This is a genomic window from bacterium SCSIO 12741, from assembly GCA_024398055.1.
Classification (GTDB): Bacteria; Bacteroidota; Bacteroidia; order Flavobacteriales_G; family Salibacteraceae; genus SCSIO-12741.
Genome location: CP073749.1, coordinates 1,614,128 through 1,628,541 on the forward strand (window position 1 = coordinate 1,614,128; position 14,414 = coordinate 1,628,541).

Sequence of the window (14,414 nt, forward strand, 5' to 3'; positions counted from 1 at the left end):
ATGCCGTATTACCGAACGCCTGATAGCGTTTCCGGACTGCTTCGGAAGTATACCTTTCATTTATCACGCCATGAGCGGGTATTGTACCTCACCTTTGATGATGGTCCACACCCGGTAATCACCCCACAAGTGCTTGAATTGCTTGAACATTTTAATGCCAAGGCAAGCTTCTTTTGTGTAGGTGATAACTTGAGAAAATATCCTGATGTTGCCGAACAGGTGCTTGAAAAAGGGCACTTGATTGGCAATCATACCTTCCATCATTTGAATGGATGGAAAACAGGAAACAAGTCGTATTTCAAAGATTTTCTCAGGGCCGAAAACCAACATGCCACTCAATGGTTCAGGCCACCCTACGGAAAGATTAAACCAATTCAGGCTAAAGCCATTTTTCGTACCCATCAAATTGCTATGTGGGATGTTCTCAGCGGCGATTACCGAAAAAGTGATTCCCCGGAGATTTGCACCCGGCGTGTCATTCAACACTCTAAACCTGGTAGTATCATCGTGTTTCACGATAGCGAAAAGGCTGAAAAAAATATGCTGCCCGCTCTAAAGAAAACCCTTGAGTATTTTTCCGATAAAGGGTATCAATTCAAGGCATTACCTCCGCAGGTTTAGAAATAAGCCCGTACCCTCATCGTACCTGAATGAATGGTTTTGGTATCCTCTGATTGACGACCGCTGTAACTCAAATCCAGCTGAAGGTATTTTCCTATGTTTCGCTGGTAGGATACTTGCCAGGTAGCATTGTTTCCGGGTTGAAGGCCTTCTAAAATTTCGTAAGCCAGGGAATTGTTGCTCTCCCCTTCGTAGGCTATTCTCAGGTAATTGGCCTCTACCAAAAAGCTTCCTTTGCCCACCTTATTGAAACGTAATTCAGATCCTAACTCATTGATTTCTCCCGTTTCTCCACCGAGCGAAATCTCATTTTCCTTCCATTCGTAACGATACTTCAAAGCCATTCTGAAAGCAATACCCGGTTGGTAGGTGAGCTTGGGCTGAACGGAATAATAATCGATGCTAAAGTTTCGACTCGTGGCATATTCAGCATCGCTGAACTGGTCTCCTTGGGTTGCTTCCACCTCCATCAAATACAAGCGCTTAATGTTCAGTCGAGCACGGATTTTATTGAAAATATTGGCCCTGGATTCCAGTCCGCTTGTAAGCAATGTTCGGCTTCGGATATCCTGATAGGTCCAGTCCATTCCAAAAATCTGGTGGGTTCGATTGAAATACACCGTGTTTCTTAAGGATGAATTAAGCGCTACCAACTGAGAATCGATACCGGCACTGGGAAGTGGGTTAAAACGAGCGTCAAAGTCTTCATTTTCCGTCTTGCGACTTATCCGGTAGGCCGTTTGATTCGCAAAGGCAGAAAGGAGTTTGCGGATACCTTTCTTACTCCGCCATATTCGCGCAGGATTGATGTAAAGCGTTTGGTTAAACTGATTAGAAAACGTCTTCACGTATTCATCCGTCACATTAAAGATCCGGATATAGTCCGCTTCATCCTGAAATGCTGCAATCTCAAATTCATTGAGTTCCTCAATTCCATTTTCATTGTAGTCGATCCAGGTATACACACCTTGGCCACTGGCCACTTTTATGTAACGGATCTCTCTTTTCGCTTCCAACCCCGATCCTACTTCATAAAAAGAACCCGCCGTTACAGCTCCTTTGAACAGGTTAAGATTGTATTCCAACCTGCTTAGCAGGTTTTCATCTGGTTCGGAAGCAGCAATAGATTCATTGCGAATTTCAAGTTTCCGATAGGTGGTTCTGGCGGCCACTTGAAGTTGACGCATTTTCCGCCAATGGATGGATGCCCCATAGCTCTCTCCAAAAGTGGCTGGAGAAATTCTGTTTTCCACAGCTTTATCATCTTCCCGTTGGTTGTAAAACACCCGATATCCGAATTGATTACTGTCTCCTGTCTCCACAAAAAACTCTCGTTCCCAAAACCGGTAGGCCGCACTGGACAAGGTATCAGCTGCCGGATCAAATATTCGGTTGTCCTCTCGGTCATCCCGGTATCCCAGCCATAGGTTCCACACTTTTTTCTTGAGCAAGGTTTTATGGCGGATAAATTCAGACTTGCTCATTTCACCATCCGTGGTCAAGGCACTTCCTGTAAAATCCAAATGAATGCCCCCCGTTTTGTACTGAGCCAAGAGATTGGCCTTATTGGCTTGGTACTGGCTTTCTGCAAAAAAACCTTGCCAGTTCAACTCAACCTTACGCACCGGACTCTTTTGCAAACTCACTCCAGCCTGGGCAATGTTTTGTTCAGCAACCAAGTTGAGGTCTCTCAGGTTCCAATCCCGGTAAAATTCCACCGTTCGAATCCGTTCTATTTCACTAAAATGTTTGCTCCAATGCTCGATGGCCACTTCAGGCACTAATGCCCAGCCTTTGGGGTCTTCTGCCAGCGCAAATTGATGCTTCCAGCCGGCCTTAGCTGCATAACCCACATCGTCGTCACTGTCCAAGTCGGAGAACGTATTGATGTCGTTTTTGCTGATCGCCGCTTCCCCGGTAACGCTCGATCCTTTCTTGTATTTCCAGGCACCACCGAACGTGGCCATTTGCTTTTGAGAAGGGGCATATAAAACGGTTATCGGAGCATGCGTTCCTTGCCTGACTCCAGCCAGCGGCTCAATCCATTGAAATACGCGACCATTGGCCACTGTATTTACCTGGATATAATCTCCCGCTCCAGGCGGAACCTCAGTAAAAGTCACTCGGTAAAAAGCACTGTCGGGGTTGTTGGAATAAACCAAAACGGAATCATAGCCCAGGCTATCCACCATCTTGTACAGAATCTCGTTTTCGTTAAACTCCACTTGCTTCGGGCTCCAGGAATAGGCGTTGTCCAAACTATCTCCAACCTGGGTCAAAATCTGTTTTTGCTCATCCGATAGATCCTGCTGTAAGCTTTGGTTCTTGGCGTCCTGCTCGGAGTACAAATTGAAATCAAGGGTCAGGTTTTTGTACTGGTAGTGATCCGAAAATTGGACCAGGGAGCGGGTATAATTCTGGTCAGAATATTGAAATTCCACCACAATCCTTTTGTCTTTGGTGATGATTTGCTTAGCCGTAAAGGTGATCTCTGCGGTATTGTAGTTGATCACATAATCCTGATCTTGCCCTCTCACCAAAAGCCGACCATCTATAAATACTCGCTCCGTACCAGACAGGATGATGATGTAGGATTCATTTTCAGCTCCCATCAAGCGATAGGGACCTTGGTTACCCTCCACACCCTGAATGATGTTTCTGGAAAACTTACCCCGACTCAAAGCCCCGCTGAGCTTCACCTTCATCTTGCCACGATCCAGGGTATCAGGTCTATTCTTGCCCACATAAAATTTGGCCTCTCCGCTCAGTCCTTGAGCTTTTTTGAGGTATCGCATAAAATAGCTTTGCGGTGGGTTTAACTTAAAATCACCAGCCACAAGCTTGACTTTGTCGTTGTATACCTGGATGTAGACCTGGTCAAAATCCTGAAGCTGCTGGGTATTTCCATCCGGTTGAATCGGGACATTTTCGTCGGTAATGGCAGCCAAAACGTAAAGGTTATCAGCAATTTTTCCACTCAATTGTAAATTCAAGCTGGAGCTTACACTTACATCCCGGTTGTTTCCAAATCCAATTCCCCGACTGATGCTACCACTCTTTTCCAGACCACCCAATTCAAAAACGTCCTGCTTCTGGGCATCCTTACCGGTGTATCGAAATGGATTTTGAAGGCTGGTTATTTTAGGGTTGATTCGATCCGGGTTCTTGTGGTAGTATTCCTCATAAAAACTAAAGGGAAAGGTGCGGTATTGAACCTTTACACGAGGGTATTGGTTTCGAAATTCAGGTGTGGTAACCAATTCGCCCGTTAGGGGTATTAACTCATACAACGCTGTATCGATGGGAGTGCCCGTTTCTGTGGTCAGCTTAAACGAATGGGCAATTATGGATAGGCTATCCATTCGCACCGTGTCTTCCATCAATGGAATCCACTTAGACTGAGACGAACTTCCAGGGCGCTGTGACCAAGCCGAGTTTATCACTCCGACGATCAGAAGTAGGCCAAAAAACGTCTTAATCCCAGATTTCATACCAGCACCCAAAGGTATCCATTATCCTTGCCGCAAGGCCAATTTGAGCGCTACAGCAAGAACACAAGCAAACGTCTTAAGTGGGAACGAAGTATGTAAGCCAGCTACCGATTCGTAGAAGTTCCGTTTTTTGGTTTGAGCGAGCCGGAATTAGGGGTAGGTACTGTAGAGCAATTTGAACGCTCTACTCTTTCGAAGTTCTTGTTTTACCTGAGTCACATTTTCCATACGAGCCTCTTGATCAACCTTTAAGGATGCCGTCCATTTTCCTCGTTCTGCCTCCGAGTGTCGGTTCACCTCTTGTTCCACAAAGGCCCCAATCTCGGATGGGTCGGCAAAGGCATCGTTTAGTTGCACCCGGGCAACACGACCATAACGTGCGGTATCAATGGGTGAGCCAATGTAGATGTAACTAACCAACGATCGATTTTGAATTCGTTCGGCTTCGCTGGCATGAGGTTCTCTAATCTTAAGCAACAGATTTTTTTGCTGCATAACCGTTACCGTCATAAAAAAGAACAATAGAATGAATACAATATCCGGCAGGGACGATGTGGATATAGTTGACTGCTTTCCTTTCTTCTTTTTTCCCATAATTCTCCTCTTTATCGTTCAGACACATAGGGCGTGGCCTCAGATATCCTCATCGGACAAAGTTTTCTGATGGCCAGCACCTTTTCCTTTTCACCTTTCTCAATTAACTCCTCATAAGTGATGCCAAATTCTTTCCGGGCCAATTCGTTTCTCGCTTCTTTATAGGCACGAGCCAGCTCATTTTGTACCTGGATATATTGGTTATAGCTGGTTTTGGCGTCATTCTGAAGGGAAATCAGTTGCCTGGAAACCATCCTTTTTCCGAGCCCCGGAATCTCTTTTTCCCTCTTTTCCGGTAAATGGTCCAGGTTATCCGGATTGAGAATAAACTCTCGCACTTTGTCTTTAAGCTCCTGCACCGGAAGCAACTCTCCTTCAACAAGCAGCTCATCCTGCCCATTGATCAGGACGATCATTAAATTTCTCTTTCGCTCAACAGGCGGGTGAGTTACGTCATTATCTGGAGGCAGAATTCGGCCGAGGCCATACTCCGTATCCATCGTGGTGGTTACCAGAAAAAAGACCAAAAGCAAAAAAGCGATATCGGCCATTGAACTGGCATTGATAGAGGGTAATTCTTTGAAGTATTTCATGGTTTGGAATTTGAATCACAAATTCCAAACTCTGTGCCAACTTGTTAGTTTTTAACCACTTTAACATTTCCATTCTTGGCCAACTGGTCAACGGCGAGAACATAACCGGTCAACTCATCCACCAGTTTTTTGACATCTTCATCCTTCGCTTCAGGAAACAACTCCTGCACTTGATCCAAGCAGCCTTCAACGGCAACTTTAGCCTCTAGGAAATTCTCCTTTTCCAAAGCTTCGATAAGCACTTTGATACTTTGATTCATGATGGCCACGGCATACAATTTCTTAAACTCCCGATCGAGAATTACCTGCATTCTTCCCGTAGCTGGTTCCCATTTCAAATAGGCTTTTTGAGTCAAGCGTTCTTGTTTCCCAGTCTCGGCATCCCGGTAATCCAATTCGATTGTAACCGGTTCATTTTCGATGGATTGATCCGGCTTAATTAAGTTAAACTGCGCCAAAGTAACCTTCTGGTAATTTCTATAAACCGTTCCCAATTCCACTTGAACTCGATCCTTTTCTGTTTTTTTGACCTCAGCTCCAAAGAGTTCCTTGAATCGAATTTTTTGATTGAATTGGATGGAGAGAACCACATTTTCTGCTACTGGAGCTATGATGCCGTTTAATTGTTTTCTGAAGGTTTGTTCAATTTCCTTCCCGCCCACAGCTTGGGAAAGTAAGCCGCCGTGGTTTTGAGTAATCAACTTTAACAAGGCATAGTTATAGTTGTTTCCTACTCCTATGGCAGAAATGTCAATCCCTTTGGCTGTATAGCTGTTCGCCATATCTACTACTTCTTTAGGAGGTCTGGAGCCATATCCATCCGTGAGTAGAATAACCTGTTGAGGGCGATCGGGAGATTGAATTTCAAGCATTTTCTGGAAGGCCATTTCCAGTCCGTTGTAGATCCGAGTGCCCCCTCCAGCTTCCAACTCCTCCACTCTTTCTTTTAACAGTGCTCCATTCTGTACCTCACCTATCGGTTGTCGCTCTGATGCCGTCTCGTTGAAAGCATATAACCCTACCCGATCTCCAGGAATCAAATCCGGAATCAAATTGGCCATGGATACTTTCACCGCATCCAATCGATCGTAACCCGCCATGGATCCACTTTTATCGATAACGAACGCCAAATCAACTTCCTTGGTTCTCTTAACAGGCTCAGGAGTGCCCTTCACACCAATTTGAAGCACGGCTTCCCGAGAAGTGCTCTTCACGCGGTCATTACCCCAATTCAGGAAGAGACCAATTTTCTTTCCGTGATCCGGCGCAGGAAGGTTCTTGGTTAAAAAGGATTCGAATTCCTGTATAAAAGCGCTTTCTCGTGTTGGCAGGTATCGCTCTGGATATTGCAACCTTGGGTTGGGCTGGTAAGTTATTTGCATGAATTTATGGGCGAGTCCCGAGGTCTTTTCCAAATTGATCACATCTACATCACGCTGAAACTCAAATTGGATGAGGTATTTTTCCTTTTTAGGGAGCAAAAACGTAGCTTTCCCATCGGCATCCGCTTTTGAATAAAACACCTTGTTGCTACCTATTTGATTCAGATAAATGGGCCCGCCCTTCTTTAGGTTATTCACCTGCATTTTAAACTGTACCCTTGCCGTTGTAGGAGGTTCATCGGGTTTGATACTTTGAATTAGGGTATCGTTCTTTTCCCATTCCTTAATCTCTGTAGGAACATAAGTATAGCTAAGGGAGTGGATGCTTTCTCGGGAAATTTCAGGAGTATAACCGTGGTTTTTGATTCCATCCAAATCCACAATGTAAGCTTCGCCAATGGGCACTTGAAAACTGGCCAACCCAGTTGAGTTGGTTTTGGATTGGTATTGCACGCCTTTTTGTGGCCCCAAAAGGCTTACCGGAACATCGCGCACCCCTTTTTTCTCTTTGTTTTTTACCTTAATCTGAACGACGGCCATTCCCCTACTCGGCTGCCGATAAACCTTTCCGGTTTGATCAACCGATTCAAAGGTTTGTCCCTTCCGAGCTTTTCGTAAAGCCTCTTCCCGTTGAATGGTAGCCAAATCATAGGCTATGGTCATGGACCCAGACCCCATGGCCCCTTCTTTGATTCTAATCTGTTTATAATCAGGTAAGCCGTTTAGGCTCACTGCCCATTCTCCGGCAGGTATTTCAAACTCCACCTGCCCCGTAGAATTGGTTCTGGCTTCAAGCACTTCTCCAGTATTCTGTTCCTTCCACCAAATTCGGACATTGGGTTGGCTTTGTCCCCGGTAATTTTTGACGGTTATGTGGTAGGTAAATTCGGTTTGAGACCAGGAATAGGAAGAAAAAAGGCATAGCAATGCCAGGGTAAATACCGATGCTAAAAATTTCATAATGTGTGGATTAGGCTTATTTAGCTAACGAAAACGAAACCCATATATTTTGGCAGGATGGCTAATTTCTCTCCGTACCGATAGAAAGCATTAGTGGAGATAGGTGTATTCCCAGATCAAATCGTTGGCCTGGACCAATTCCGGTTTGATCTGAAAATAGAAGAGCTTTTGCTTTGATTTAACCTGCTTTTTCTCGCCCTTTCTGTTGGCCACTGAAAAGTCAGATACCGCTTTGTATTTGGTTATCGTGTAGTACTTATACTTCTTTACCCTTTTCTTTTTAAGGTGAGAAAAAAGAGAGGCCGATTGAGTAGGGCTGGCTAAATGAGTCACCCCAAACAATCGTTTTTTGAGCAAAACAGGCTCTGCAGATATAACCACCTGATAAGACCGAGAATCAAAATAGGTTCTCATACTATCGATCCGAATATCGCGGACCCAGGGTTGAATATTTCCCATTTTCTTGTGAAATCCTCCATCGGCCGGATAGAGCATTGGCCAAATTCCGTCGATTACTTTAGAGATTTTGGCTTCGTCATAGCCCCTTTTCTTGTTGTGATCAGGCACATCAATGATAGAAGCGAAGGCATGAACCTGCTTTCCTTTGGCTTTCTTTTTCACGTAGGCCAATATCTCCAGGTACTTCTTGTTGTTATTCCCTCCCGAACGATTTATCCATTCCATATCCAGAACCAATCCCTGGTAAGGAACCTCCAACCGCATCAATTCTTCTACCAGGTTATTGGTAATGCCCTCATGATCCTCATATAAGGCCTTAAAACCGTCCTTTCCATAGCTATCCATATACCAGAGGTGAACTTCTACCTCTCGGCGATTTAAAGCCATGCAAAACGCCTTTAAGTTTTCCTGACTTTGAGAAGATTGGAAAAAGCCACCTCTTCCGAAGGGGTATTTACGCCCAAGGTGCAGTACCACCCGGTTGTATTTCTGTGAAATGGCCTCAGCCATATCCACCACCTGTTCTTGGGTATTGTTCTGGAAAGTTACTTGCACCAAGGAATCATTTCCAAGAATTATTCCTTGCTGCCCATAGCTATTAAGGGTGCCAAAAAACAGAATGATGATAACCAGTCGCTTCATTTACTACCTCAAAAATGGGCAAAAAAAAAGCCCGCCGTAGGGCGGACTCTCTTTTATCAGGTATGAATTTTTCTATTCCTTCTGCGCTTTTTCCATGGTGGAATAGGAAATCTTAAGGGCCTGTACCTTTCTAAGCTCTTGCTTAACCTCGGTAACAATTCCCATTTCCGTTTCCCGATCCACTTTCATAGAAGTCGTCAACAAAGGAATTAATTGCTCGTCTTGTTCAGCTCTTTTCTGCTCGATGTAAGGACCTACATCAGCAGGAGAAGCGAAGGCGTCATTCAACTGAATCCTTGGAGTAGTACCATATTTAGCGGCATCTGTAGGAGAACCGATATAGATATAGTTAACCAAAGATTTGTTCTCCAGTTTCTTAATCTCCGTCGCTTCAGGTTGAGACATGTTCACCTTGAGCTCTACTTCCCGCATTACGGTAGAAACCATAAAGAAGAAAAGTAGCATGAATACAATATCCGGAAGAGAGGCGGTTGATACAGCAGGTGTATCTTTCGTTTTGCCTTGTTTAAACTTTGACATGTTTAGTTTCCTCCAATATCTTTAGGTTCAGCCTCGGAAATTCTTTGTGGATAAACCGAACGAACTGCTTTTACTCGTTGCTCATCTTTAGCAGCAATCAAAGCATCGTAAGATTTTCCGAATTTCTCTTTTGCCAATTCATCTCTCAACTCGTTGTATGCCCGGGCCAATTCGTTTTGAACCTGGATATACATGTTGTAAGATGTTCCGTTATCATTCTGAAGAGAAATAACCTGCTTTGAAACCTCCACATTTCCGAACAACGGAACTTCTTTCATGGATTTTTCAGGCAAGTTTTCGTCGTCGTATGGGTTTGCGATAAACTCCTTAGCTGCGTCTTTCAACTCACTAATGTCCATCAAGCTACCTTCGACCAGCAACTGGTCATTGGCATTTACCAGAACAACGAATACATTTCTTTCCTTGATTTCCGGTGGTTCTTCAATCTCATCCGGAAGCGGTGGTGGCAATTTTCTCGCCAAACCGAAATCCGTATCCATGGTAGTTGTAACCAGGAAGAACACCAACAGCAGAAACGCAATGTCTGCCATCGAACTGGCGTTTATTTCGGGTGGATCTTTTTTAGCCATAACCTTTAACTATCTTAATTATTTGGTAATACGCGCTACACCGGCGTAAACAATGCTCAATACCGAAACTCCGGTAAGGATGTACAAAATCCAAAGACCAGCACCACTCCAACGAATGGCTGTATCTGAAACCTCTGCAGGATATGAATCCAAACGTTCACCAGAGGACAGCACGTAACCCAGCACGACAACGAGTGCCAGTGCTCCTACCCCAATCAACATGTTTTTAATCGTATGTGGTTTGGCAGCCAATCCGGCTCCAAAGGCAACAAGGCCCAGCAACACACCGATAAACATGAAGATGTATGAGGTCATCAACATGGCATTGTAACCTTCGAACCATACGCTACCTACGAATACGATAACGCCAATGATTAGAAGTACATACAGTACCATTGATGAAATTTTTTCTGCATTCATCTTTAAGCCTCTTATTTATTAGCGTTTTGGTACTTGATCAAAAGGTCTACCAAAGAGATAGAAGCGTCTTCCATATCGTTTACGATGCTATCTACTTTAGATACGATGTAGTTGTAGAAAACCTGAAGAATCATCGCAACCAAAAGACCGGATACTGTAGTAATCAAAGCCACACCAATACCGTTCGCTACAATTCCTGGAGAAATGTTGTTCGCTTCAGCAATCGCGTCGAATGCTTCAATCATACCCACAACCGTTCCGAAGAATCCGAGCATCGGAGCCAGGGCGATGAACAATGAAATCCAAGAAAGACCTTTTTCCAAAAGACCCATTTGAACAGATCCATAAGAAACAACTGATTTTTCTACCATATCAAGTCCTTCAGACGCACGGTCTAAACCTTGGTAGAAAATAGAAGCTACAGGACCACGAGAATTGCGGCATACTTCTTTAGCAGCTTCAACACCACCGCTTTGAAGAGCTCCTTCTACATCGCTCAACAACTTCTTAGTATTAGAAGTAGAAAGAGTCAAGTAAAGAATTCTTTCAATACATACGGCCAATCCTAAAATCAAACAAATCAATACGAAGGACATAAAGAAAGGTCCACCCGCAATAAACTTGTCTTTAAGGATTTGGTGAAATGGCTTATCGCTTTCAGCGGCTTGCTTATCCTCTTCAGGACCCATTTTTTCAGCTTCAGTAGCAGTCGCAGCCGACTCCTCATTTGCCATTTGATCATCTTGCATCATATCAGCTCCAGCGTTTGCAGAATCTGTGGTCTGCTCCACTGTAGCCGTGCTGTCATCGGCGGGATCACCTTGAGCAAATGAGCTTGTTACATAGCCAAAATTTAGCGTTGCAATAATGGCCATCATTGAAAACAACTTGTTCATACCTGTTTTGATTTGAATTATTTAGTTTTTGTCATCATTGTTTTTCCTTGCGGAGAGAGAGGGATTCGAACCCTCGAGACCCGTAAAGATCTACACGCTTTCCAGGCGTGCCATTTCAGCCACTCATGCACCTCTCCTCTAATCTTCTTCGGGCAGCCCCCGTAAAAGCGGGCGCAAATTACAAAATTTTTACTTCACCGTACGTAACGGGCGATTTGTTTAATTTTTAGTTAATACTGCTTACCCTATTGTGTTTTTAGGCTTGGATCTATTTCAAACGCTTTTTGATAGCAAGCGTTGGATTGCTCCGTTTTACCTTGATTCGCATAAGCCACTCCAAGATTTAGCCACAATCGAGCATTATCCGGATCCAGTTTAATTCCTTGATTAAACATCTCAATTGCCTGATCTAAATGACCAAGTAGAGCGTGGGCAACGCCCAGTTTCTGCACATAATCCTTGTTTTGGGGATCAATTTGGTAGGCTTTTTCCAAGTAAGAGATGGCCTGTTCGGGTTTATTCATGTTCTTTCCGTACAACTCTCCAATCTTCTCAAGTATTGTGCCATTTTTTGGATCGTATTGCAAGTAGAGTAAATAGGCCTTTTCAGCTTCCGCAAACTTTCCATCTGCGGTAGCTTCCTGCCCTACGTATTCCAGATTGGTCATGGCAAAGGAATAGCCCGGCGTCATCTTTAAGCAGTTTTCATAATAAACCAGTGCTGAAGCGTAATCTTTCAGCCCTGTATAAGCATTTCCCGAAAGCAGCATAGGGGCCATGTAGGTAGGATATATTTCCAATGAACGGTGGAGATAATTTATTGCTTGGTTCAATTTTCGCGCTTTTTCTGTCGGGTTCCGTTCAATATCTGCTTCATCAATTAGGGCCAATCCAGCCGACATGTTGCACTTGGCACTGTTGGTGGATACTTCAACATCGGTCAATGCCAGGGTCGCATCCGTTTCCCAAGCCGGGTTTCTTACCCAGGTGACAATGCTATAGGCAATCACAATTCCAAGGAAAACGACGGCACGTAACTTTTCTGCTTTGATTTTCTGAAGGAAAAAAACACCCACAAAGCCAATGGAAAGAACGGGTAAATACAAAAACCGTTCATTCATAAAGGTACCAATGGGGAACAGCAGATTGGAATACAAAACAATTCCTCCCAGGTAAATTCCAGAAACAATGGCCCAAATATTTCGCTTGATAACACCCCAAACAAATACACCGATTAAACAGAGGTGTGATATTAACCCGAGCCAAGCAGTCCATTCTCCCCAACCATAAATTGGAATTTGAGCAGGGTAATAGTCGTGAGTAAGTGGGTGTGGAATAACCAATAAATAGAGGTAACGGCTCAAGGTGTGAAAGATGGTCGCCAATTTCTCGCCCGGCTCAGCATAAAGAAATGGATTGTTCATCCACTCTTTGGCAATTTCTGTTTTGGCCGACCCCAATATCTGGTACCGCATACCTATATATATAAGCGTGGCCAAAATCAAGGTTCCGGATGCCATGGCCCATTTCTTTTTATCCAGATCCTTGAGCAGGATAAAAGTGATTAAAGGAATGAAACCGGCAAATACTACGGACGACTCTTTGGAAAGAAGACTTAGAAAAAACAAAAAGCCTGAAGCTCCTAAAAAAATCCAGTTTGACTTTTCAAAAAAGCGCAACACATAATAGAAAGCGGTTAACGCCAGAAAAGTTCCAAGTATTTCATCACGACTCTTAATGTTCGCCACTACTTCAGTATGTAGAGGGTTAGCCAAGAAGATTGCGGTAATGATAAAAGCGGGGGCCAAAAACCAAAGCCCTTTTTCCGGAGGAATTAGTCTGGATAAGATTAGAAACAACATCAAGCCTGTTAAGGCATACAAAAGGATGTTGAAGAAGTGATACACCCCCGGAGAGTTTCCAAAAAACTCCCACTCCAAAGCGTGCATGGTCATGGACAGGGGGCGATATCGTCCACCAGAAACCAAGTTCTTATCCTTACCAAAAAAACCGGTCATGCTATCATGGGTAAACAGGTCCCCGATTCCATCAATGCCTTTTTTAGTAAATGAATTGTTGGTGATTACAATCTTGTCGTCCAGCACAAAATCGTAGTTCAAGGTTTGGGCATACAGCAGAACTGCCAATAGGAGGACCGCTATTTTTCCTAAGTTTTGGCTTTGATTTTTCATGACTCTGTTAATTCTCCTCTCCAGGATTTCGTGAATCGTTCTGCCACTTCATGGTCTGGAAAATTAGCCAAAAGCACCATTAGTTTGGTCAATGCAGCTTCATAGGTCAAGTCCCTAGCTCCAATTACACCGGCGTGATGCAGCCTTGCACCATTTTCGTACCGGGTTTGGTCCACCATCCCTTGAGCACATTGAGTAACATTTACAATGATCTTACCTCGGTCCACCTCATCCTTCAAAAGTTTTAAAAGCTTGCGGTCATTGGGAGCTTGGCCTGAACCATAAGACATCAGCATCAACGCACGAGTCTGTTCATTCTTAATGGTGGGTTCATAATAATCAGGAGACATTCCAGGAAAAAAGGGAAGTACTCCAATCCGATCGTCGTATTTGTCCAAAATAGACAACCCATTAGTTGAAGGCGGCAAAATTCGGCGATCGTAGAACAATATTTGAACTCCAGCTTCTGCTAAGGGCGCCATGTTTGGAGAGGAAAATGCATTGAGGTGTTGCGTACTCGATTTGTGTGAACGATTACCCCGAAATAAGAAACTATCAAAATAGATAGCCACCTCAGGAACCCGAGCTGCTCCCATGCTATTTTTTGAGGCCGCAATCTGAAGGGCTGTGATTAAGTTTTCCTTTCCATCGGTTCGAATCATTCCAATGGGAAGTTGAGAGCCCGTCAGAATAACGGGTTTGTCTAACTCGGGAATCATAAAACTAAGTGCCGAGGCAGTAAACGCCATGGTATCAGTGCCATGAAGAATAACAAAACCGTCGTAGTCATCGTATTTTTCCAGAATGACCCGTGCTAAATCTGACCACAATTGGGGTTGAACATCTGATGAGTCGATGGGTTCCCCAAACGAGCGGGTATGAATATCAAAATTAAACCTGGCCAGCTCCGGAACGGCATGAATCAGATGATCCAACTCAAAGGGCTTGTGGCGTCCGGTTACCGGGTCCAAAATCATACCGATGGTACCACCGGTGTAAATCATTAGGATTGATGGCTCCTTGCTATTCATAGG

12 protein-coding genes and 1 tRNA gene are annotated in these 14,414 nt (G+C 44.1%); 1 reads left to right on the forward strand and 12 read right to left on the reverse strand.

Annotation, left to right across the window (positions count from 1 at the left end; genetic code table 11):
* Positions 1-621 carry a polysaccharide deacetylase family protein gene (locus tag KFE98_06895; GenBank protein UTW63858.1) on the forward strand — a complete coding sequence of 207 codons (621 nt, stop codon included), beginning with the start codon at positions 1-3 and terminating at the stop codon, positions 619-621.
* Here KFE98_06895 and KFE98_06900 read toward each other — a convergent pair.
* From KFE98_06900 to KFE98_06955, 12 genes are all read right to left on the reverse strand, one after another.
* Positions 618-4,112: a hypothetical protein gene (locus KFE98_06900; protein UTW63859.1), complete on the reverse strand. Its 3,495-nt coding sequence runs from the start codon at positions 4,110-4,112 to the stop codon at positions 618-620. The two genes, KFE98_06895 and KFE98_06900, sit on opposite strands and share 4 nt — an antisense overlap.
* Before the next feature lie 150 nt (positions 4,113-4,262).
* On the reverse strand, positions 4,263-4,706 hold the full coding sequence (locus KFE98_06905) for a biopolymer transporter ExbD (GenBank protein ID UTW63860.1): 444 nt from the start codon (positions 4,704-4,706) through the stop codon (positions 4,263-4,265).
* An 11-nt stretch (positions 4,707-4,717) separates the two neighbouring features.
* Complete coding sequence (locus tag KFE98_06910; GenBank protein ID UTW63861.1) at positions 4,718-5,299, reverse strand: biopolymer transporter ExbD; 582 nt, start codon at positions 5,297-5,299, stop codon at positions 4,718-4,720.
* A gap of 44 nt (positions 5,300-5,343) precedes the next feature.
* Entirely contained in the window at positions 5,344-7,641 is a 2,298-nt protein-coding gene (locus KFE98_06915) for a VWA domain-containing protein (GenBank protein UTW63862.1), read from the reverse strand.
* Between the two features lie 90 nt (positions 7,642-7,731).
* On the reverse strand, positions 7,732-8,742 hold the full coding sequence (locus tag KFE98_06920; GenBank protein UTW63863.1) for a hypothetical protein: 1,011 nt from the start codon (positions 8,740-8,742) through the stop codon (positions 7,732-7,734).
* A 72-nt stretch (positions 8,743-8,814) separates the two neighbouring features.
* Positions 8,815-9,282: a biopolymer transporter ExbD gene (locus KFE98_06925; protein ID UTW63864.1), complete on the reverse strand. Its 468-nt coding sequence runs from the start codon at positions 9,280-9,282 to the stop codon at positions 8,815-8,817.
* A 2-nt stretch (positions 9,283-9,284) separates the two neighbouring features.
* A complete protein-coding gene (locus KFE98_06930) occupies positions 9,285-9,872 on the reverse strand; it encodes a biopolymer transporter ExbD (protein UTW63865.1) in 588 nt (195 codons plus the stop codon).
* 18 nt (positions 9,873-9,890) lie between these two features.
* Entirely contained in the window at positions 9,891-10,268 is a 378-nt protein-coding gene (locus tag KFE98_06935) for a hypothetical protein (GenBank protein ID UTW63866.1), read from the reverse strand.
* Between the two features lie 35 nt (positions 10,269-10,303).
* Positions 10,304-11,188 carry a MotA/TolQ/ExbB proton channel family protein gene (locus KFE98_06940; GenBank protein UTW63867.1) on the reverse strand — a complete coding sequence of 295 codons (885 nt, stop codon included), beginning with the start codon at positions 11,186-11,188 and terminating at the stop codon, positions 10,304-10,306.
* A 50-nt stretch (positions 11,189-11,238) separates the two neighbouring features.
* A tRNA-Ser gene (locus KFE98_06945) sits at positions 11,239-11,325 on the reverse strand.
* A gap of 108 nt (positions 11,326-11,433) precedes the next feature.
* Positions 11,434-13,380 (reverse strand): tetratricopeptide repeat protein, encoded by a 1,947-nt coding sequence (locus KFE98_06950; protein ID UTW63868.1) that lies wholly within the window; start codon positions 13,378-13,380, stop codon positions 11,434-11,436.
* Positions 13,377-14,411 carry an asparaginase gene (locus tag KFE98_06955; protein ID UTW63869.1) on the reverse strand — a complete coding sequence of 345 codons (1,035 nt, stop codon included), beginning with the start codon at positions 14,409-14,411 and terminating at the stop codon, positions 13,377-13,379. Before KFE98_06955 ends, KFE98_06950 begins: the two co-directional genes overlap by 4 nt.
* Between the last annotated feature and the right edge of the window lie 3 nt (positions 14,412-14,414).